At 34.7% G+C, this 17,739-nt stretch carries 14 protein-coding genes; 6 read left to right on the top strand and 8 right to left on the bottom strand.

The window, feature by feature from the left end; all coding sequences use genetic code 11:
• Positions 1 to 10: 10 nt before the first annotated feature.
• Complete coding sequence (locus tag Q0871_RS15950; RefSeq protein WP_299325415.1) at positions 11 to 460, top strand: retropepsin-like aspartic protease; 450 nt, start codon at positions 11 to 13, stop codon at positions 458 to 460.
• A gap of 41 nt (positions 461 to 501) precedes the next feature.
• Here Q0871_RS15950 and odhB read toward each other — a convergent pair whose 3' ends face one another.
• Entirely contained in the window at positions 502 to 1,722 is a 1,221-nt protein-coding gene (gene odhB / locus Q0871_RS15945) for a 2-oxoglutarate dehydrogenase complex dihydrolipoyllysine-residue succinyltransferase (RefSeq protein WP_299325414.1), read from the bottom strand.
• A gap of 25 nt (positions 1,723 to 1,747) precedes the next feature.
• Positions 1,748 to 4,543, bottom strand: coding sequence for a 2-oxoglutarate dehydrogenase E1 component (locus tag Q0871_RS15940; protein WP_299325413.1), 2,796 nt, complete (start codon positions 4,541 to 4,543; stop codon positions 1,748 to 1,750).
• A 117-nt stretch (positions 4,544 to 4,660) separates the two neighbouring features.
• On the opposite strand from Q0871_RS15940, the gene Q0871_RS15935 reads away from it, so the two are divergent.
• Both Q0871_RS15935 and Q0871_RS15930 read left to right on the top strand, forming a co-directional pair.
• Entirely contained in the window at positions 4,661 to 5,176 is a 516-nt protein-coding gene (locus Q0871_RS15935) for an alpha-ketoglutarate decarboxylase (RefSeq protein WP_299325412.1), read from the top strand.
• Positions 5,177 to 5,212: 36 nt separating this feature from the next.
• Positions 5,213 to 6,316: an acyltransferase family protein gene (locus tag Q0871_RS15930; protein ID WP_299325411.1), complete on the top strand. Its 1,104-nt coding sequence runs from the start codon at positions 5,213 to 5,215 to the stop codon at positions 6,314 to 6,316.
• Between the two features lie 7 nt (positions 6,317 to 6,323).
• On the opposite strand, the gene Q0871_RS15925 is transcribed toward Q0871_RS15930, so the two are convergent.
• From Q0871_RS15925 to Q0871_RS15910, 4 genes are all read right to left on the bottom strand, one after another.
• Positions 6,324 to 6,677, bottom strand: coding sequence for a hypothetical protein (locus Q0871_RS15925; RefSeq protein WP_299325410.1), 354 nt, complete (start codon positions 6,675 to 6,677; stop codon positions 6,324 to 6,326).
• 48 nt (positions 6,678 to 6,725) lie between these two features.
• Positions 6,726 to 7,997, bottom strand: a complete 1,272-nt coding sequence (locus tag Q0871_RS15920) for an amidohydrolase family protein (RefSeq protein WP_299325409.1) — start codon at positions 7,995 to 7,997, stop codon at positions 6,726 to 6,728.
• 76 nt (positions 7,998 to 8,073) lie between these two features.
• The gene (galE, locus tag Q0871_RS15915) at positions 8,074 to 9,090 is read right to left on the bottom strand and encodes a UDP-glucose 4-epimerase GalE (RefSeq protein WP_299325408.1); all 1,017 of its coding nucleotides are present in this window, start codon (positions 9,088 to 9,090) and stop codon (positions 8,074 to 8,076) included.
• A 44-nt stretch (positions 9,091 to 9,134) separates the two neighbouring features.
• Positions 9,135 to 10,289: a DegT/DnrJ/EryC1/StrS aminotransferase family protein gene (locus Q0871_RS15910; protein WP_299325407.1), complete on the bottom strand. Its 1,155-nt coding sequence runs from the start codon at positions 10,287 to 10,289 to the stop codon at positions 9,135 to 9,137.
• Positions 10,290 to 10,378: 89 nt separating this feature from the next.
• Here Q0871_RS15910 and Q0871_RS15905 point away from each other — a divergent pair, with 89 nt between their 5' ends.
• From Q0871_RS15905 to Q0871_RS15895, 3 genes are all read left to right on the top strand, one after another.
• Positions 10,379 to 11,626, top strand: a complete 1,248-nt coding sequence (locus Q0871_RS15905; RefSeq protein ID WP_299325406.1) for a glycosyltransferase N-terminal domain-containing protein — start codon at positions 10,379 to 10,381, stop codon at positions 11,624 to 11,626.
• 181 nt (positions 11,627 to 11,807) lie between these two features.
• A complete protein-coding gene (locus tag Q0871_RS15900; protein WP_299325405.1) occupies positions 11,808 to 11,939 on the top strand; it encodes a hypothetical protein in 132 nt (43 codons plus the stop codon).
• Positions 11,940 to 12,173: 234 nt separating this feature from the next.
• Positions 12,174 to 12,296 carry a hypothetical protein gene (locus tag Q0871_RS15895; protein ID WP_262493301.1) on the top strand — a complete coding sequence of 41 codons (123 nt, stop codon included), beginning with the start codon at positions 12,174 to 12,176 and terminating at the stop codon, positions 12,294 to 12,296.
• Between the two features lie 221 nt (positions 12,297 to 12,517).
• On the opposite strand, the gene Q0871_RS15890 is transcribed toward Q0871_RS15895, so the two are convergent.
• Positions 12,518 to 14,602: a family 16 glycosylhydrolase gene (locus tag Q0871_RS15890; RefSeq protein ID WP_299325404.1), complete on the bottom strand. Its 2,085-nt coding sequence runs from the start codon at positions 14,600 to 14,602 to the stop codon at positions 12,518 to 12,520.
• A 299-nt stretch (positions 14,603 to 14,901) separates the two neighbouring features.
• Complete coding sequence (locus Q0871_RS15885) at positions 14,902 to 17,706, bottom strand: two-component regulator propeller domain-containing protein (RefSeq protein WP_299325403.1); 2,805 nt, start codon at positions 17,704 to 17,706, stop codon at positions 14,902 to 14,904.
• Positions 17,707 to 17,739: the final 33 nt, after the last annotated feature.

Here is a 17,739-nt window from a genome sequence, read left to right as displayed (position 1 = left end):
AAAATGAATTATGAGTACCCTCAAAAAGTTTTTGAAGGATAAAGATTACGTGCGCATACCTTTAGTTTTGACTGCTACCGACCATTTTGAAATTTGTGCAGAAATAAATTCTGTGCCTGGACGATTTATTTTAGATACCGGAGCATCTAATACATGTATCGGAATGGACCGTATTAATCATTTCAAATTAATTTCTGAAGAATCTATCATTAAAGCTGCGGGAGCAGGTGCAACTAATATGGAAACCTTAGTTTCTAAAAAGAATACGATTGACATCAATTCTTGGAAGTATAAAAAACTAGAGATAGTACTTTTCGACCTTAAACATGTTAATGAAGCTTTAACTGCCCACAATGCAGAACCAGTAGACGGGATTATAGGAGCTGATATTCTAAAAAAATCGAAGGCAATTATAGATTACAATAAAAAGTGTATCTATTTAAAAAAGAAAAAGCGTTGAGACTACCCAACGCTTTTTACATATATCAAATTTTAGAAAATTTACATTTCTAAAGCTTTCTTTACATTATTATCCATCAATAACTCTTCAGGATTCTCCAAAGCTTCTTTTATAGCTACCAAGAAACCAACAGATTCTTTACCATCAATAATACGGTGATCATAAGAAACTGCAACATACATTATAGGTGCAATTGCAATAGCTCCATCACGAGCAATTGGTCTTTCCACAATATTATGCATACCTAAAATAGCACTTTGTGGCGGGTTGATAATTGGCGTAGACAACATAGAACCGAATACACCACCATTAGTAATAGTAAATGTACCACCTGTCATTTCATCAACCGTAATTTCGCCATCACGAGCTCTTAAGGCCAACCTTTTAACTTCTGCCTCAACACCTCTAAATGTTAAGTTTTCAGCATTTCTGATTACAGGAACCATTAATCCTTTTGGTCCAGACACTGCAATACTAATATCACAGAAATCATAAGACACCATTTCTTTACCATCAATCATAGAATTAACGGCAGGATACATTTCTAAAGCTCTAACCACAGCTTTTGTGAAGAAGGACATAAATCCTAATCCAACACCATGTTTACTTTTAAAAGCTTCCTTGTACTTACTTCTAAGTTCAAAAACAGCACTCATATCCACTTCGTTGAAAGTGGTTAACATAGCTGTTTCATTCTTTGCAGACACCAATCTTTCAGCGACTTTTCTTCTTAACATGGAAAGTTTTGAACGAGTCTCACCACGGTTACCGCCAGTAGGCGATCCCATAGAAGGCACTGCACTTACAGCATCTTCTTTAGTAATTCTTCCATCACGACCTGAACCAGAAACAGATTTACTATCCACTCCTTTTTCGTCAAGTATTTTCTTTGCTGCCGGTGAAGGCACACCCGAAGCATAAGTTTCCTTAGCTTTAGCTGGCTGAGGAGCTTTCTCAGCCTTAGGCGCTTCTATTTTCTCTTCTTTCGGAGCACTAGATGCGTCTGCCGCACCTTCTGGTTTCGCTGCACTTGTGTCTATCAAACAAACAACAGCACCAACGGCAACAGCATCACCTTCTTCTGCTTTCAATGTAATTATACCACTTACTTCTGCAGGCAATTCTAAAGTAGCCTTATCTGAATCTACTTCTGCAATTGCTTGATCTTTTTCTACATAATCCCCATCTTCAACTAACCATTCCGCTATCTCTACTTCTGTGATAGACTCTCCCGGCGAAGGGACTTTCATTTCTAGAATCATTCTTTCTATAATTTGATATGTTATATTATTTTTTAGGTTTGGACATATTGTCCTTTGTCTTGTCAAAGACGTAATCTATAACTTGTTGGTGACGTGCTTTTGAACGTACAGAACTACCTGCTGCAGGTGCCGCATAAAAACGTCTAGACACTACTCTAAAATTTCGAGCCTCATCAAAATGCGTTAATAAATGGCTCCATGCACCCATGTTTCTAGGTTCTTCTTGAGCCCACACCACGTCATCTGCATTTTTATACTTTGCAATAGCCGCATTCATTTGTTTTTCCGGTATAGGAAACAACTGCTCCACCCTTACCAAAGCAACATCACCTCTATTGTTCTCTTCTTTAGCAGCTAGCAAATCATAATAGAACTTACCTGTACAGAATACTAAACTTTTTACCTTTTTAGCATCTGCAGTTTCATCATCTATTACTTCTTGGAAACCACCACCGGTTAAATCAGCAATTTTAGATACCGCCCTTGGATGTCTCAACAAACTCTTAGGAGTAAATATGATCAATGGCTTTCTAAAATTAGACTTCATTTGTCTACGAAGAATATGGAACATTTGTGCTGGTGTAGTCACATCTGCTATATACATATTATCCTTAGCACACAATTGTAAGTAACGCTCCATTCTCGCAGAAGAGTGTTCAGCACCTTGCCCCTCATAACCGTGTGGCAATAACATTACCAAACCGTTTTGAAGCTTCCACTTATCTTCTGCCGCAGAAATATACTGGTCAATCATAATTTGAGCTCCATTACTGAAATCTCCAAATTGTGCTTCCCAAATAGTTAATGTATTAGGGCTAGCCATGGCGTAACCATAGTCAAAACCTACCACACCATATTCTGACAATAGTGAATTGTATATTTGAAATTTAGCTTGCTTTTCAGAAAGGTGATTTAATAAAATAACCTCTTCTTCACTTTCTTCAACTTTCATTACCGCATGACGGTGAGAAAAGGTACCACGCTCTACATCCTGTCCAGACATACGAACCGCATAACCTTCTTCTAATAAAGACCCGTATGCCAAAAGTTCTCCCATTGCCCAGTCAAGATTATCGGCTTCAAAATACATATTGTATCTGTCTTTAACCAATTTCTCAACTTTACGTAAAAACTTTTTACCTTCTGGTAAAGCCGTAATTACTTTGGCAATTTTATTCAATTTAGTTTTAGTGAATTTAGTATTCACCGCATCCATCATTTCCCACTCACGTACATTTTCAAAACCTTTCCATTCATCTGCCATGAACGGTGTAATTACAGTTTTATCTTCTTTACGTGAATCTTCTAATTTTTCTTCTAGAGAATCTTTATACTGTTTTTCTAACTGCTTTACATAAGTGCCATCAATAACACCTTCTTGAATCAGTCTTTCCGCATAGATATCTCTTGGATTCTTATGCTTTGATATTGCTTTATATAATTTAGGCTGTGTAAATCTTGGCTCATCACCTTCATTATGCCCGTATTTTCTATATCCTAACAAATCTATAAATACATCACCCTTAAAGCGCATTCTATATTCTAACGCAAAAAGAGATGCGTGTACTACCGCCTCTGCATCATCTGCATTAACATGTAATACCGGACTCAATGTTACCTTAGCAACATCGGTACAATAAGTAGACGTTCTAGCATCTAAGTAATTCGTAGTAAACCCAATTTGGTTGTTTACAACTATATGTATGGTGCCACCAGTCTTATACCCATCAAGACCAGCCATTTGAACTACTTCATAGACCAAACCTTGACCTGCTATTGCAGCATCACCATGAACTACAATAGGTAAAACCTTAGAAATATCATCTTGATAATCAGCATCTTGTTTTGCTCTAGCAATACCTTCAACAACTGCACCTACCGTCTCTAAGTGAGATGGATTAGGAGCAATACTCATCTTAATTTTATTTCCGTTATCAGATTTTCTATCAGAGGTCCAACCTAAGTGATACTTAACGTCTCCATCAAAAATCTCTTGTTCGTAATCTTTACCGTCAAACTCACTAAAGATATCTTTAGCCGATTTGCCAAATATATTGGTAAGCACATTTAATCTACCACGGTGTGCCATACCCATAACAAATTGCTTCACACCCATTTCAGCGGCGCGCTCTACAATTACATCTAAGGCAGGGATCAACGATTCATTTCCCTCTAAAGAAAATCTTTTTTGCCCTACATATTTAGTATGCAAAAAAGTTTCGAAAGAAATAGCATGATTAAGCTTCTTAAGAATGTGCTTTTTACGATCTGGCTCGAAATTCGGATGATTGTCATTTACATTTATCCAATCTTGAATCCATTTAACGCGCTCTGGCTTTCGTATATACATATACTCTACACCAATAGCATCGCAATAGATACTTTGTAAATGTCTAACAATCTCTTTTAAAGAATTTGGACCTATACCAATTACGTCACCTGCATTAAAAATAGTATCGAGATCAGACGAAGCTAATCCGAAGTTTTCAATTTCTAAAGTTGGTTCGTAATGTCTTCGCTCACGTACGGGATTTGTTTTAGTAAACAGATGACCTCTGCTTCTATAACCATCGATTAATCGAATTACCTGAAACTCTTTTTGAAGAGATTCTGGCATTTCACTCGAGTGGCCATTTACTACAACTGTAGTGCGATTTTCATCGATTTCCAGCTCATCTAAAGAGCTCTCCATTCCAAAATCGAATCCTTGAAAAAAGGCTCTCCAACTTGGCTCTACACTATCTGGATTTACTAAGTACTTATCGTATAACTCTGAAAAAAAAGAGGTATGAACGGTATTTAAAAAGGAATATTTATCCATGAATTACTTTCTGTATCTTTAGAATAAATTTCTAACAAAAATACAACATTTACAATATCTAACGATAGAATGGCCTGTATTATTGAAAAAAACGAAACTTTAAAACAAAATCATCATATGAGCTTAAAAAAATTAATTTTTATAGGGCTAGCAACATTAAATATCACTTTCTCTCTTGCTCAATCTTCAAAAACCAATGCTGATTTCTGGAATAACGTAAGATTTGGTGGAAGTATTGGCTTAGGTTTTACAAATAATGGATTTAATGGATCAATTGCACCAAGTGCTATTTATCAATTTAACGATCAATTTGCATCTGGTGCAAGCTTAAGCTTCAATTATGCAAAGTTCGATGAAGATAAATTACTGGCTTATGGCGGCAGTGTTCTCTCACTATATAATCCAATTCCACAAATACAGCTTTCTGCAGAGTTTGAACAATTACGTATAAATAGAACTATAGCTACAACGACCATAGATATAGAAGACAACTATTGGCTACCAGCTTTTTTTATTGGCGCAGGTTACAGCAACAGAAATGTAACATTTGGTATACGCTACGATTTACTATATGACGATAACAAAAGCATTTACGGTAATGCACTAATGCCATTTGTACGTGTTTATTTTTAATTAATCGTTATCTTTCATAAGACCAAACCAACCAATATGAATAAATTAAAAAACCGATATCTTTCATTGGATGTTTTTAGGGGGATGGATGTTGCGCTTATGATTATAGTGAACTCCCCCGGAAATGGAGACACTAGTTTCGGAATTTTAAAACATGCCGTTTGGAACGGATTTACACTTACGGATTTAGTCTTTCCTACTTTTTTGTTCGTTGTTGGTAATGCCATGAGTTTTAGTATGAAAAAATACGAAGCAGAAGGTAGTGGTGCATTTTTGAAAAAGGTATTTAAACGCTTTTCTATCATTTTTATACTAGGTTTTTTAATGTATTGGTTTCCATTTTTTGAAGATGGTGGTTTAAAACCGATTGCCGAAACCAGAATTTTCGGAGTATTACAGCGAATTGCACTATGCTACTTATTTGCATCAATTCTACTATATTATTTTAAAACAAAATTTGTTTTGATCTTTAGCGCTTTGGCTTTAGTAGGGTATCATATTATACTGTTGGTATTCGGCGACTTATCATTGACAGGGAATGCCGTATTAAAACTTGACAAATTCTTAATTGGTGCAGACCATATGTATCATGGTAATGGCGGCGTAGCTTTTGACCCCGAGGGATTATTAAGCACCTTACCTGCTATAGTAAATGTTATTGCAGGATATTTTACCGGAAAATTCATTCAAAAGAGCGGTCAGAATTTTGAAACCATTGCAAAACTTATAATGATTGCAGGTCTTCTTGTTGTAGCAGGATTTGCATGGGATTTAATATTCCCGTTCAATAAAAAATTATGGTCTAGCTCGTTTGTATTATTAACTAGTGGAATTGACATATTTATCATAGCCGTTTTAATCTATCTATTAGATATGTCCAAACCCGGCAAATGGACCTACTTCTTCGAGGTCTTTGGTAGAAACACCCTATTCATCTACCTATTATCAGAATTATTCATTATCAGCTTAGCAGAGACATCCATAAATGGCACAAACGCTTATAACTGGATAGCAGATAATATTTTCATCGCCACAGCTGGTGATTATTTCGGCTCGCTGTTATTTGCCTTATGGATTATGTTTACTTGCTGGCTTGTTGGTTATATTATGGATAAGAAAGGAGTATACATAAAAGTATAAAGTAACATTATTGATATCGATTACGATACCACACCTTTTTATACTCCCGCTTTAAAATCAATAATGTGACCTGATCTGCCACATCTACAGTATCGGTAATTTCAATATTATGAAATGCACTTTCTGGAATATCTATGATGTACATTAAGTTTAGATATTCAGCAAAATGCTCCATCATTAAGTAATACACCTTCTCACGAATAAGCGCTATAAACTCAGATTGACCTAATGGTTCAGTTATTTGCAGGGGTATGTTGGCAAGAACAAAATCCTTCTCCACCTGATGCTTCAATTTATCAAAAAGAGAATCACCAATAGCAACCTGCATTAATTGCTCACTATTATCAACATTTAACTTCATGTCACACCTACATTCTTTACTCCATCAAACAGAAAGTAATCTAAAAGATTATTGCTTATACACAACACCCTCTTTCATAACAAAAACTACATCCGTTAATGTTTCTACATTATCTAACGGGTTTTCATTTACAGCAACTATATCGGCTAAATAACCTTCTTTGATTTGACCTAATTCTTTTTCGCCTAAAAGCATTGCATTTGTAATTGTAGCTGAACGTAACGCTTCTATGATAGGCATACCTGCTTTGTTCATGTAGAGAAATTCTTTAGCATTATCTCCATGAGGCGACACACCAGAATCGGTACCAAAAGCGATGCTCACCCCTTTTTTATACGCCTTTGCAAAAGTTGCATTCAATTTAGGACCAATCTCCAAAGCTTTCTTAGCTACAACAGGTGGTAAGTAGTTTGGTATTTTTGCCAACCTAGCCGCTTCTTGACCTGCAGATATCGTAGGTACCATATAGGTATTATGCTTAATCATTAATTCCATCGTTTCCTCTGACATCAATGTACCATGCTCAATAGTTTTAATTCCTCCTAAAATTGCTCTTTGCATACCTTCATCACCATGTGCATGAGCAGCTGTAAGCATACCGTAATCTTTAGCTGTTTCTGTAATTGCTTTTATTTCTTCAATAGTAAACTGAGGGTTCTGACCGTTTTTAGCAACACTTAAAACACCACCAGTTGCAGTTATCTTAATTACATCTGCACCATCTTTATAACGTTGGCGAACCGCTTTTCTGCCATCTGCGGGTGAATTGACTACACCTTCTTTTGGTCCCGGATCACCCATTAATTCATTACTTCTACCGTTAGTAGGATCTGCATGACCACCCGTGGTAGCAAGTGCTTTACCTGCTGTAAAAATACGTGGACCAACAACAGTACCTTTGTTAATTGCATTCTTCAAGGCAATATTTACTCCTGACCCACCTAAATCACGTACGGTTGTAAAACCGGCCATTAATGTTCTTTTGGCATATACGGTAGATTCAAATGCGACATCAGCTTCATTCATGGTAAAAGCCTCTAAATATCTTGACGGACTAGACTCACTTTCAATGTGCACATGCATATCTATAAAACCTGGTAAAATAGTCTTAGACTTTAAATCTACCACCTGATCTTGATCACCGCCAGCTACATAACCATTTTTAATTTCTATAATCTTGTTACCTGAAATAACAATTGTTTTCTCAGACAAGATTTTACCCGATTCAACATCTACAATTTTACCGCATTGAAGATATGAGTCTTGTGCAGTTACGCCTGTAAATACCAGTAAAACTAAAAGAAATAATGTTTTTTTCATAAGAGGTGGTCTTTAAATTAAATAAGGGGAAATATAGCCATATTTCCCCTTATTTATATTGTTAAACCTGAAAAAATCAGTCACGTATTTTCTGTTCCCAGATCCACGCATAATTCATAGCTTCCTCTAAAGTATATTCTGCTTTCCATCCTAAAACTTTATTTGCTTTAGTGGTATCTGCATAAGCACTGGTAATATCACCTGGTCTTCTATCAACTATTTTATAGTTCAATTTTCGTCCAGAAACTTTTTCAAAACTTTTTATCGCCTCTAATACCGAACTACCAGTTCCGGTACCAACATTAAAAACTTCAAAATTAGATTCGTTTTTTCCGTTCATCAAACGTTCTAATGCAACAACATGGGCTTTAGCCAAATCTACCACATAAATATAATCTCTAATACATGTACCATCTGGAGTAGGGTAATCATCTCCAAAAACGGATAACTGATCCCTTAATCCAATACCAGTTTGCGTAATAAAAGGTACTAAGTTTTGAGGAACACCTATTGGTAATTCACCAATCTCTCCACTTGGGTGTGCACCCATAGGGTTAAAATAACGCAATGCAATCGCATTTAAGCTTGGCGTTACTTTGCAAGTATCTGCAATAATCTCTTCGCCCATTTGCTTGGTATTACCATATGGCGATTCTGCAACCTTAACAGGAGCGTCTTCTGTAATTGGCATTTTATCTGCCTGACCATAAACAGTACAAGAAGAGCTAAAAATAAAACTAGCCTTGTTCTTTCTACAAAGTTCTTTTAATATGTAAACTAACGTACCAATATTGTTTTCATAATACAACAATGGTTTCTCAACACTTTCGCCTACTGCTTTAGAGGCAGCAAAATGTATAACGCCAGCAACATCTTGATAACGTTGAAAAAAGTCTTCAACCTTATGTTTTTCTTTTAAATCTAGCTTTTCAAAAAGCGGCTTTTTACCTGTGATAGCTTTAATACCATAAAGTACATTTTCATCAGAGTTAGAGCAATCATCTATAATGACCACTTCGAACCCTTTGTTTTGAAGCTCCACTACTGTGTGAGAACCAATAAAACCTAATCCGCCTGTTACTAATACTTTCATTTATAATGCTGTTTGAACGTTATCAAATTTAAAAAACTACACCACTACCCGTTTACAAATCCGATAATTAACTCAGTTATGTAGTTAATCTGTTCTTCATCTAATTCTGTATGCATAGGCAAAGACATTACTTCTGTTACCAACTGGTTCGTCACAGGAAAATCTTCTTCCTTATATCGATCATCTAGATAAGCTTTCTGCTTATGTAACGGAATTGGGTAGTAGACACCAAAAGGAACTTCATTTTTAGCTAAAAATTGCCCTAATTCATCTCTTTTACCATTTGTAATTCTCAAAGTATATTGATGAAAAACATGACAATCACACACATCGCAAATTCCCTCACAATTATTTACCGTTACTGGCGTAATAATATGTTCTTGACCCTCAAATGCTTTTGAATACGCACGAGCGGCATTTCTTCTTGCATCGCAATAACCATCTAGCTTAGGTAATTTAGCTCTCAACACTGCGGCCTGTATAGAATCTAATCTTGAATTAACACCAACTACATCATGATGGTAACGTTCGTACATACCATGATTAACAATGCCACGTAAGGTATGAGCTAATTCATCATCATTGGTGAAAATTGCTCCACCATCACCATAACAACCTAAATTTTTAGAAGGAAAAAAAGATGTTGCACCTACATTACCCATACTACCTGCCATGTGCTTTGCACCATCTTTTGAAAGATATTTAGCTCCAATTGCCTGAGCATTATCTTCAATAACGAATAAATCATGTTTTTTTGCCAACTCAAGTATAGCATCCATATTAGCACATTGACCAAAAAGATGAACGGGAACAATAGCTTTCGTTTTTGGCGTTATTGCTTTTTCTATAGCTTCTATATTGATATTGAACGTATCTGGATAAACATCTACCAAAACCGGAGTCAGCTGTAACAATGCAATGACCTCAACTGTTGCAGCAAAAGTAAAATCTGCTGTAATAACCTCATCACCAGGTTTCAAACCTAAACCCATCATTGCTATTTGCAAAGCATCGGTGCCATTGGCACATGGTATAACATGCTTGACCTGAAGGTAATCTTCTAGCTCCTTCTGAAAAGCATGAACCTCCGGTCCGTTTATAAATGCCGACGTTTCTAAAATTTGAGTTATAGAAGTATTTACTTGATCTTTAATTTCTTGGTATTGACCACCTAGGTCTACCATTTGTATCTTTTTCATCTGTTGTAATTACATGAAGTCGTACAAAAATACGAAACAGACGACACTAATTTTATGGAAGAAACGTAATTTAGCTTAAAAGCATCTGTTTGAACTTTCTCTATAATCTTCTTGTCATAAGCGCATCTGCCATTTTAAAGGTATTGGCATTGGTGAATTCAAAACTATCGCTATTTGTAAAGGGCAGAAAAGAAACTATTTCGTTAATTAAGCAGTCTATCTCAAAAGACGACAGCGTTATTTGGATTCATGCAGCATCTTTAGGCGAGTACGAACAAGGACTACCTGTTATTGAACAATTAAAAATTCATCATCCTAAACATAAAATAGTAATTACTTTTTTTTCTCCTTCAGGATACGAAGTAAAAAAGAATAGCAAAATAGCTGATGTTATTTGCTACCTACCAATGGATACAAAGCAGAAAGTAAAGTCCTTTTTGACAGCCGCACACCCAGATATTGCCATCTTTATAAAGTATGAAATATGGCCTAATTACTTAAATGCCTTAAAAAAAGCTGATACTCCAACCTATTTAATTTCAGCATTATTTAAAGACAATCAAATTTATTTTAAGTGGTATGGTGGTTTTATGCGTAACGCATTAAATAACTTCTCGCACTTTTTTGTGCAAAACGAAAAATCGAAATCATTATTAAATTCCGTTGGATACACTAATGTAACCATTGCCGGGGATACTCGTTTTGATAGAGTAAGTGAAATAGTAGAACGTGACAACGAATTAGATTTCATGATCCACTTTAAAAATGATAAGTACTGCTTTGTAGCGGGAAGCACATGGGCAGAAGACGAAAAAATCATCATAAATTACATTAATAACAACATACACCCAATCAAGTTTGTTATAGCTCCGCACACCATTAAAGACAATCATATTGAAGAGATTATAGCAGCTATTGACAAAAAAGTAATACGCTATACAGAAATGGAGAATGCACCTTTAGCTGAATATGATGTAATCGTTATTGACACCATAGGTATTTTGACCAAAGTATATAACTATGCCAACATCGCATATGTAGGTGGCGGTTTTGCTACAGGATTACACAATACATTAGAACCAGCTGTCTTCGGTATCCCGGTTATTATAGGTCCACAGTATGATGGATTTGCCGAGGCAGAAGAATTGGTACAACTAGGAGGTGTCATTTCTATAAAGAACGATAATGAATTTCAAGAGCATGCAGATAAGTGCTTTGAAGATAATAACTACAGGTCAAAAACCAGTCGTATAAACACAGGCTACATCAAAGAAAAAGCTGGTGCCACCGAACGTATTGTTTCTAAATTAAATGCAGTTTTAACATCGAATAATTAAATTATATTCAATTAACTACCCCCTATATTATTTAGTAAACCATTTTCATAACTACTAGTTATTGTATAGAAAACATACTTTATACAGATACTTTCTATACGTTAATCGATTTTACCCTCCTATTTAACAGCACTTTAGGTTAGATCTACCATATTGAAAGCAGAACAATAGAACAATGATTATGGAACAAGAACTAACTTCAGGAGTTAAAATACTCAACGGATTTCTTAAATTAATGATTACCTGCTTAGTAATAATACTATTATCAGTACCCTTGGCAGGTGTAGCAGATTGGTTGAATCTAATTAAATAGATGTTACCATAACATTACCGACAAATGCTACAATATGTAGTGAAAGTTTATAGAGTGTTGTATTTCAGATATCGACAAGATACCTTTTTCAAGGTTGAAATGCACATTTCAAAAACCTTAAACCACTAAAAAGTAGGATTATACAGCTAATTATGAGAGTTTTACAACATTTTATATGGAATTGTTGCTTAATTCAGCTAACTTTAGTAATGTAACTTTAAAGTAGGTAATGTTATGAACAATTTATCATTTAAAACCGGAGTAGAAACTTATCTATCCGTGCTCGTAATTGCAATGCATGCATTTTTAGCTGTAGTCGTAGTAGGAGCTTTTTTAGCCCTTCTAGGGATTGTCTAATCTTTTAAAACCAAACCCTTATTGAAAAAAATTACTTTATAAAAAAGCCTCTTGCAAAAGGGGCTTTTTTCATTTCAGCATTTTACTAACACAAGATCATTTCATATGTGTCAGAGTAAAATAATATGAAGCAATAACACTCATTAATTTTAAAACATAAAATAAAAAAGGCTATCGAAAATATTTTCGATAGCCTTTTAAAAATTTAAAATAAACTTCTATTATTGATACACTCTCACATAATCAACCTCCATTGTATCTTCTATAAATTCCGCATCGATACTACCACCTAATGTACCACCCATAGCGACATTCATTATCAAAAAGAAATCGGCGTTAAATGGTGTTGTAGCGTTGTTCACAAAACTGTTATGAACTAACTGATCATCTACAACAAACTTAATGCTATCAGGTGTCCACTCTACAGTATAATTATGAAACTCAGAAGTTGCATTTTCAACTGGTGTAGATCCCACTATAGCATTACCTGCAGAATTACCAGGATAATGTAATGCACTACTAATGGTATTGTTATTATTGCCAACATGTTCCATAATATCTATCTCTCCAGCTGTAGGCCAACCAACTTCATCAAAATTAGCACCTAAAGCCCATAATGCAGGCCAAGTACCTCCGGCAGATGGAAGCTTAGCTCTTATCTCAACTCTACCATAAGTAAACTCGTATAAGTTTTCAGATTTAATACGACCTGAAGTAATTCCGCCAGAAGGAGAAACACCAAAATCAAAAAACAACACAACTCGGTCATAAGTACCAACTGGAACACCAGTGAAATCAAAGTTTAGTGTTTCCCAAGCATTAGCAACAGTTGAATTAACACTTACCTCAACATTCTCATCAGCATTAGCTTGATTTTCAAGTTTCAAAATTATATTGGCTCCAGTAGCAGGCGACCATGTTTTTAAACTAATATTAGGGTAAGCAACAAGATCAACCGGTGCAGACAAATCAAAGAAAGAACCTGCCCATGTTTCAGCACCTAAAGTTTTAGTAGATTCTGCCACATTAGCACTAGTATTCTCTCCCGTAGGATCCGGATTTGCAATTACTGCAGTTCCAACACCTCCAAATCCAGTAAAAACAGGAGCTGCACCTTCAAAATCTTCTAAAGTTTGCGTACCGCCACTTCCATCACTCAAAGTCATTTCGTCAAAATAGTGAACAGCTGCTTCGCCCTCACCAGCTATAGCAGTGATTTTTAAAACACCGTCTTCAACTTTTACGTTTTCAGCTGCATCTGTATAAGTTTGAGCCTCACCATTACCCCAGCCACCTGCGCCAAGGTCATAACCCCAATTAGCAGCGTTTGGTGCACCATCAACATCAAACTCATCTGACCAAACTAAATTGGTATAAATGGTCTCAAGACTTTCTTCACCACCATCAACAGCAACATCTGAAGTAAATTTATGGTACCATGCTAAATCTGCATTCTCAGTATCGTACGTTCTTACATATAAGAAATCATCACTAATAGATAGTATTTCATAAACAGAAGAACCTACATAGTATCCCATGAAACCTCCATCAGAAAATGTCATTTGTATTCCGGTTGTCTCACCCTCTGGAACATTACCCTCTACTTCAGAAAGTTGAACTGCTTTTTCGCCCGAAGTATCAAAATCATAACAAAAATCAATATCTTCTCCACCACCTACAACGGCTTTATGACCAACGTTAAAATAAGTTTGACCCTTATTATCTAAAGTGTAAACTAAACCTCCATTTTCATTTACTGAAAAAGTAAGCTCATCATCACAAAGACAATCAGAATCTTCCGTTCCACATTTTTCAAATGCAGAAGCAGAAAACCATTTAGGGTACCACCAATCTCCATCAATTCCTTCCCTTGCAGGTCCTAGTCCTAGATGACCCTGTTGAGATGCTGCCAAAAACCATGTTTTTGAACTGTCATTCGTTAAGAAAGTCACCGTTTCAGTGTCGGTAAATGCTAATGAAACAGAAACATCTATAGTCTCAGAAATCTTTTTACCTTCAGTAGAACCTGCGGTAACGGTAACGGTATACATATTATCACCTATTTCTTCATAGGTTTTAGAAGTTGCCCCAGAAGTTTCTAAAGCAGTGGTACCATCACCAAAATCATAATGATAATAATTAGCATTCGTTGCAGATGCTGAAAAGTCAAATACACCTTCGCCCATATTTTGAGCACTAACTGTAAGATTAGAAGGCGTAACCGATTCTGGAATATCAATGTCATCACCATCACAGCTCATCATTACTGCAAATACCGATACCATGATGTACTTTAATTTTTTCATAGTTATTTTTTTAGTTAATTATTTGATTTACGATTTATCTAAACATACCACCAACTAACTATGTAGTGTTTGAATACAGATAATCGCTTATGCAATTTACATTAAGCAATTATCAAATTGTAAATTTTTACCCCTACAAAAAACATACAATTTAAAATTAATAGTAAAAAATAGAGATTATGATAATAAAAAGCAGTGAATCATCCACTTAAAAGCGGGAATAAAATACATATAATAAATACAATAAATAAGTCAATGTTGTGGTAATGTTGTGGTAGTTTAAAGTTTTGTAGGGGAGATTATAAACTGATGATATAGTCTGTTAAACCAGTTTCACGTGGAAGTTTCATTTTTTTACGCAGGCGGTATCGTTTCACCTCAACACTTCTGACCGATATATTCAAAAGAGGTGCAATTTCTTTAGAAGACAGGTTTAATCTTAAGTAGGCGCACAACCTTAGATCATTAGCAGATAGCTCAGAGTGCTTTTCTTTCACCTTTTTCAAGAAATCTTTATCTGCATTATTAAATGCACTTTCAAAAAATTTCCAATCGTCTTCATTATTAATATTTCTATCAATAGTTTTAATAACAGATTTCACCTTTGGGTTATCAGTGCTACTTTTCAATTGATCTTTAATAGCACTTAAAAACTCATTCTTCTTAATAATACTCATTGTAGAGATTGCCAACTCTCTATTTTTACTATCAACAAGCTCTTGTAATTGATCATTTTTTATTTGAACTATCTTCTTCTGGTTTTTTAGTTTCTTACGTTTTAATCGTTTGTTATTAGCTTTTATAAGTTGATTTTGCTGTTTCTTGTAATAGTTCTTATAATTTCTGTGAATTAGAAAAGAGATTAAAGCTGCTAGTATGACATAACATAAAATAGCCCAATATGACGCATACCAAGGTCTTAGAATTTTAAAGCTATAAACAGCTGTATTAATTGACATACTATTACCCACTTTGGACCTCACCTTAAACTCATAAGAGCCATACGGCAGATTATCAAAGGAAGTATTGGGAATAAGTGACCAAGTGCTCCATTCTTCATTTAAACCTTTTAATTTGTTTTGATAATACACCTCTGTATATCTATCATACTCTGTAACATTATAACTAAAACTTACGTTATTTTCTGAATACTCTAATTCTTGATTGTCTTGAAGAGAAATATCAATTTTAGGGACCTCATTAGACTTTCCAGAAACAGAATTTATCATTATTTGATAATCACTCTGTTTAACTTCACTTAAATCTAAAGTGACATAACCGTTAGAAATACCTATCAAATAAAGATCTTTATCTATATGCACGATAGATTCAAAACCTAAGATTCCCATACTACGCCTAAAAAAATTTGGAATTGAAATTTTAACCGTTTGTGGTTCTTTACTTAAATACCCATTAGAAACAGTAATTATATTATCATTAGTAAATCCCCATAACCTTTCGAAATTGTTAGTCGCCTGAAGTATGCCGATAATACGCTCATCAGCATTAAAAAATTTGCTTGTCAGTACTGAATCTATTAAAAATTCATGTTGATTTATATTGTATTTGAAAACACCGTTAATAGTACTATAAAGAATATCACCCTTAAATCTAACCAAGCTAGAACCATTACCTTTAGACTCCCTACTGTTTAGTTTTACAACCCTCTTATATTCGGGGTTAATTTGCAAGTCAAAAATTCCCTTATAATCATGATTGACCAGTAAATGATTTTCTCCGACGAACTCAAAAAATCTACTTGAACTATCAAAACCATCAATACTATTTCGGTATTGCCATTTATCACCGATTTGCTCAAGTACACTTAAACCCTTATAATTACCTTGAATTAGCAATTCTTGTTTATTTTCTATACTTTGAATATCCCATGTACCTGAAACTTCTGAAATTTTCGTAGCAGTATCATCCGATATAACAAAAGTTCCATTGTGATGACCACAGAATAATGTACCGTTAATTTCTTTTAACAACCAAACTTGACCTTGGGTACCTTTAATGAGTTTAAAAGCATTTCCTTCTTGATATTTTTTATAAAACAGTCCTTGATTTGTACCTAAATATAAAAAATCACCTTTTTTATTAGCAGTATAAACAACACCTAAAGCCCCTACATGGTCAATATATTCTTTAAAAGGCGAGTCTAAATTGATAACGCTAACTCCATTATCCAACCCAAGCCACAGGTTATTATCTATATCTTGAAATAACGACAATACTGTATTGTTGTTAAGACCTTTTTCTTGATTAATATTTCTTATGATATTACCATTTACATCTAATTGAAATATGCCTTTTGAGATTGTACCCAAGACATAAGACCCATCATTTAAACGTATAGCACTATAAATCTTACTCAGATATAAATCTGTCTCTACAGGCAATTTCCATTCAACTAGAATATTATTTTCTAGATAAAAGAATTCTGCCTGTTCTGTAATGATTAGTATTCTATTATCCGCAAGAAATGCACCAACTACATTAGTCTGCTTAAGGATTAAGTCATCAGACACTAAAATAGGCTCTCCATTCTCTAATGTAAATAAACCTTCACCCAGCTTTTGAAAAAATATTTTATTGCCTAATTCAAATATTTTAGGGCTATTACTTTTGGCATCCAAAATTTCAAATGTTGCCTTTTTAATATTGTAAATATAAATTCTATCTAATGATTGAAATAAAACCCAGTCTTTGAAATGCGATATATTCCAAAAATCTTCATCTTCAATAAGCGGTGTTTTCAACTGGTCAGAAATAGATGTGTAGATCAAAACTCCAAATTCATTACGTACCCAATACCCAAATTGCATATAACTGCCTGTAAACACCCTTTCATTTAAAACCATAACAGATTTTACGGGAGTGCCATAAGGCACTTGATACAAGTTCCAAGTATTTCCATTAAACTCTAACAATCCATTATTGTTTGCAACATACATTGTCTGTTCATTAGATTGGGCAATAGACCAATTCTGGTTACCAGCATTATATTCAATAGGAGTGTAATTTTGAATTGGTGGGAGCTCTTGACCCGAGACGCACAAGGCAAAAAGAAAAATTAAGCTATATAAAGATTTCAATATCATTTAAGCGAACATCAAAATTTATTAAATTTAAAT

Origin of the sequence: uncultured Maribacter sp., assembly GCF_947500985.1 — a bacterium.
GTDB lineage: Bacteria > Bacteroidota > Bacteroidia > Flavobacteriales > Flavobacteriaceae > Maribacter.
The sequence above is the reverse complement of the archived record's forward strand: the minus strand, read 5'-3'. Positions and strand labels throughout refer to the sequence as shown.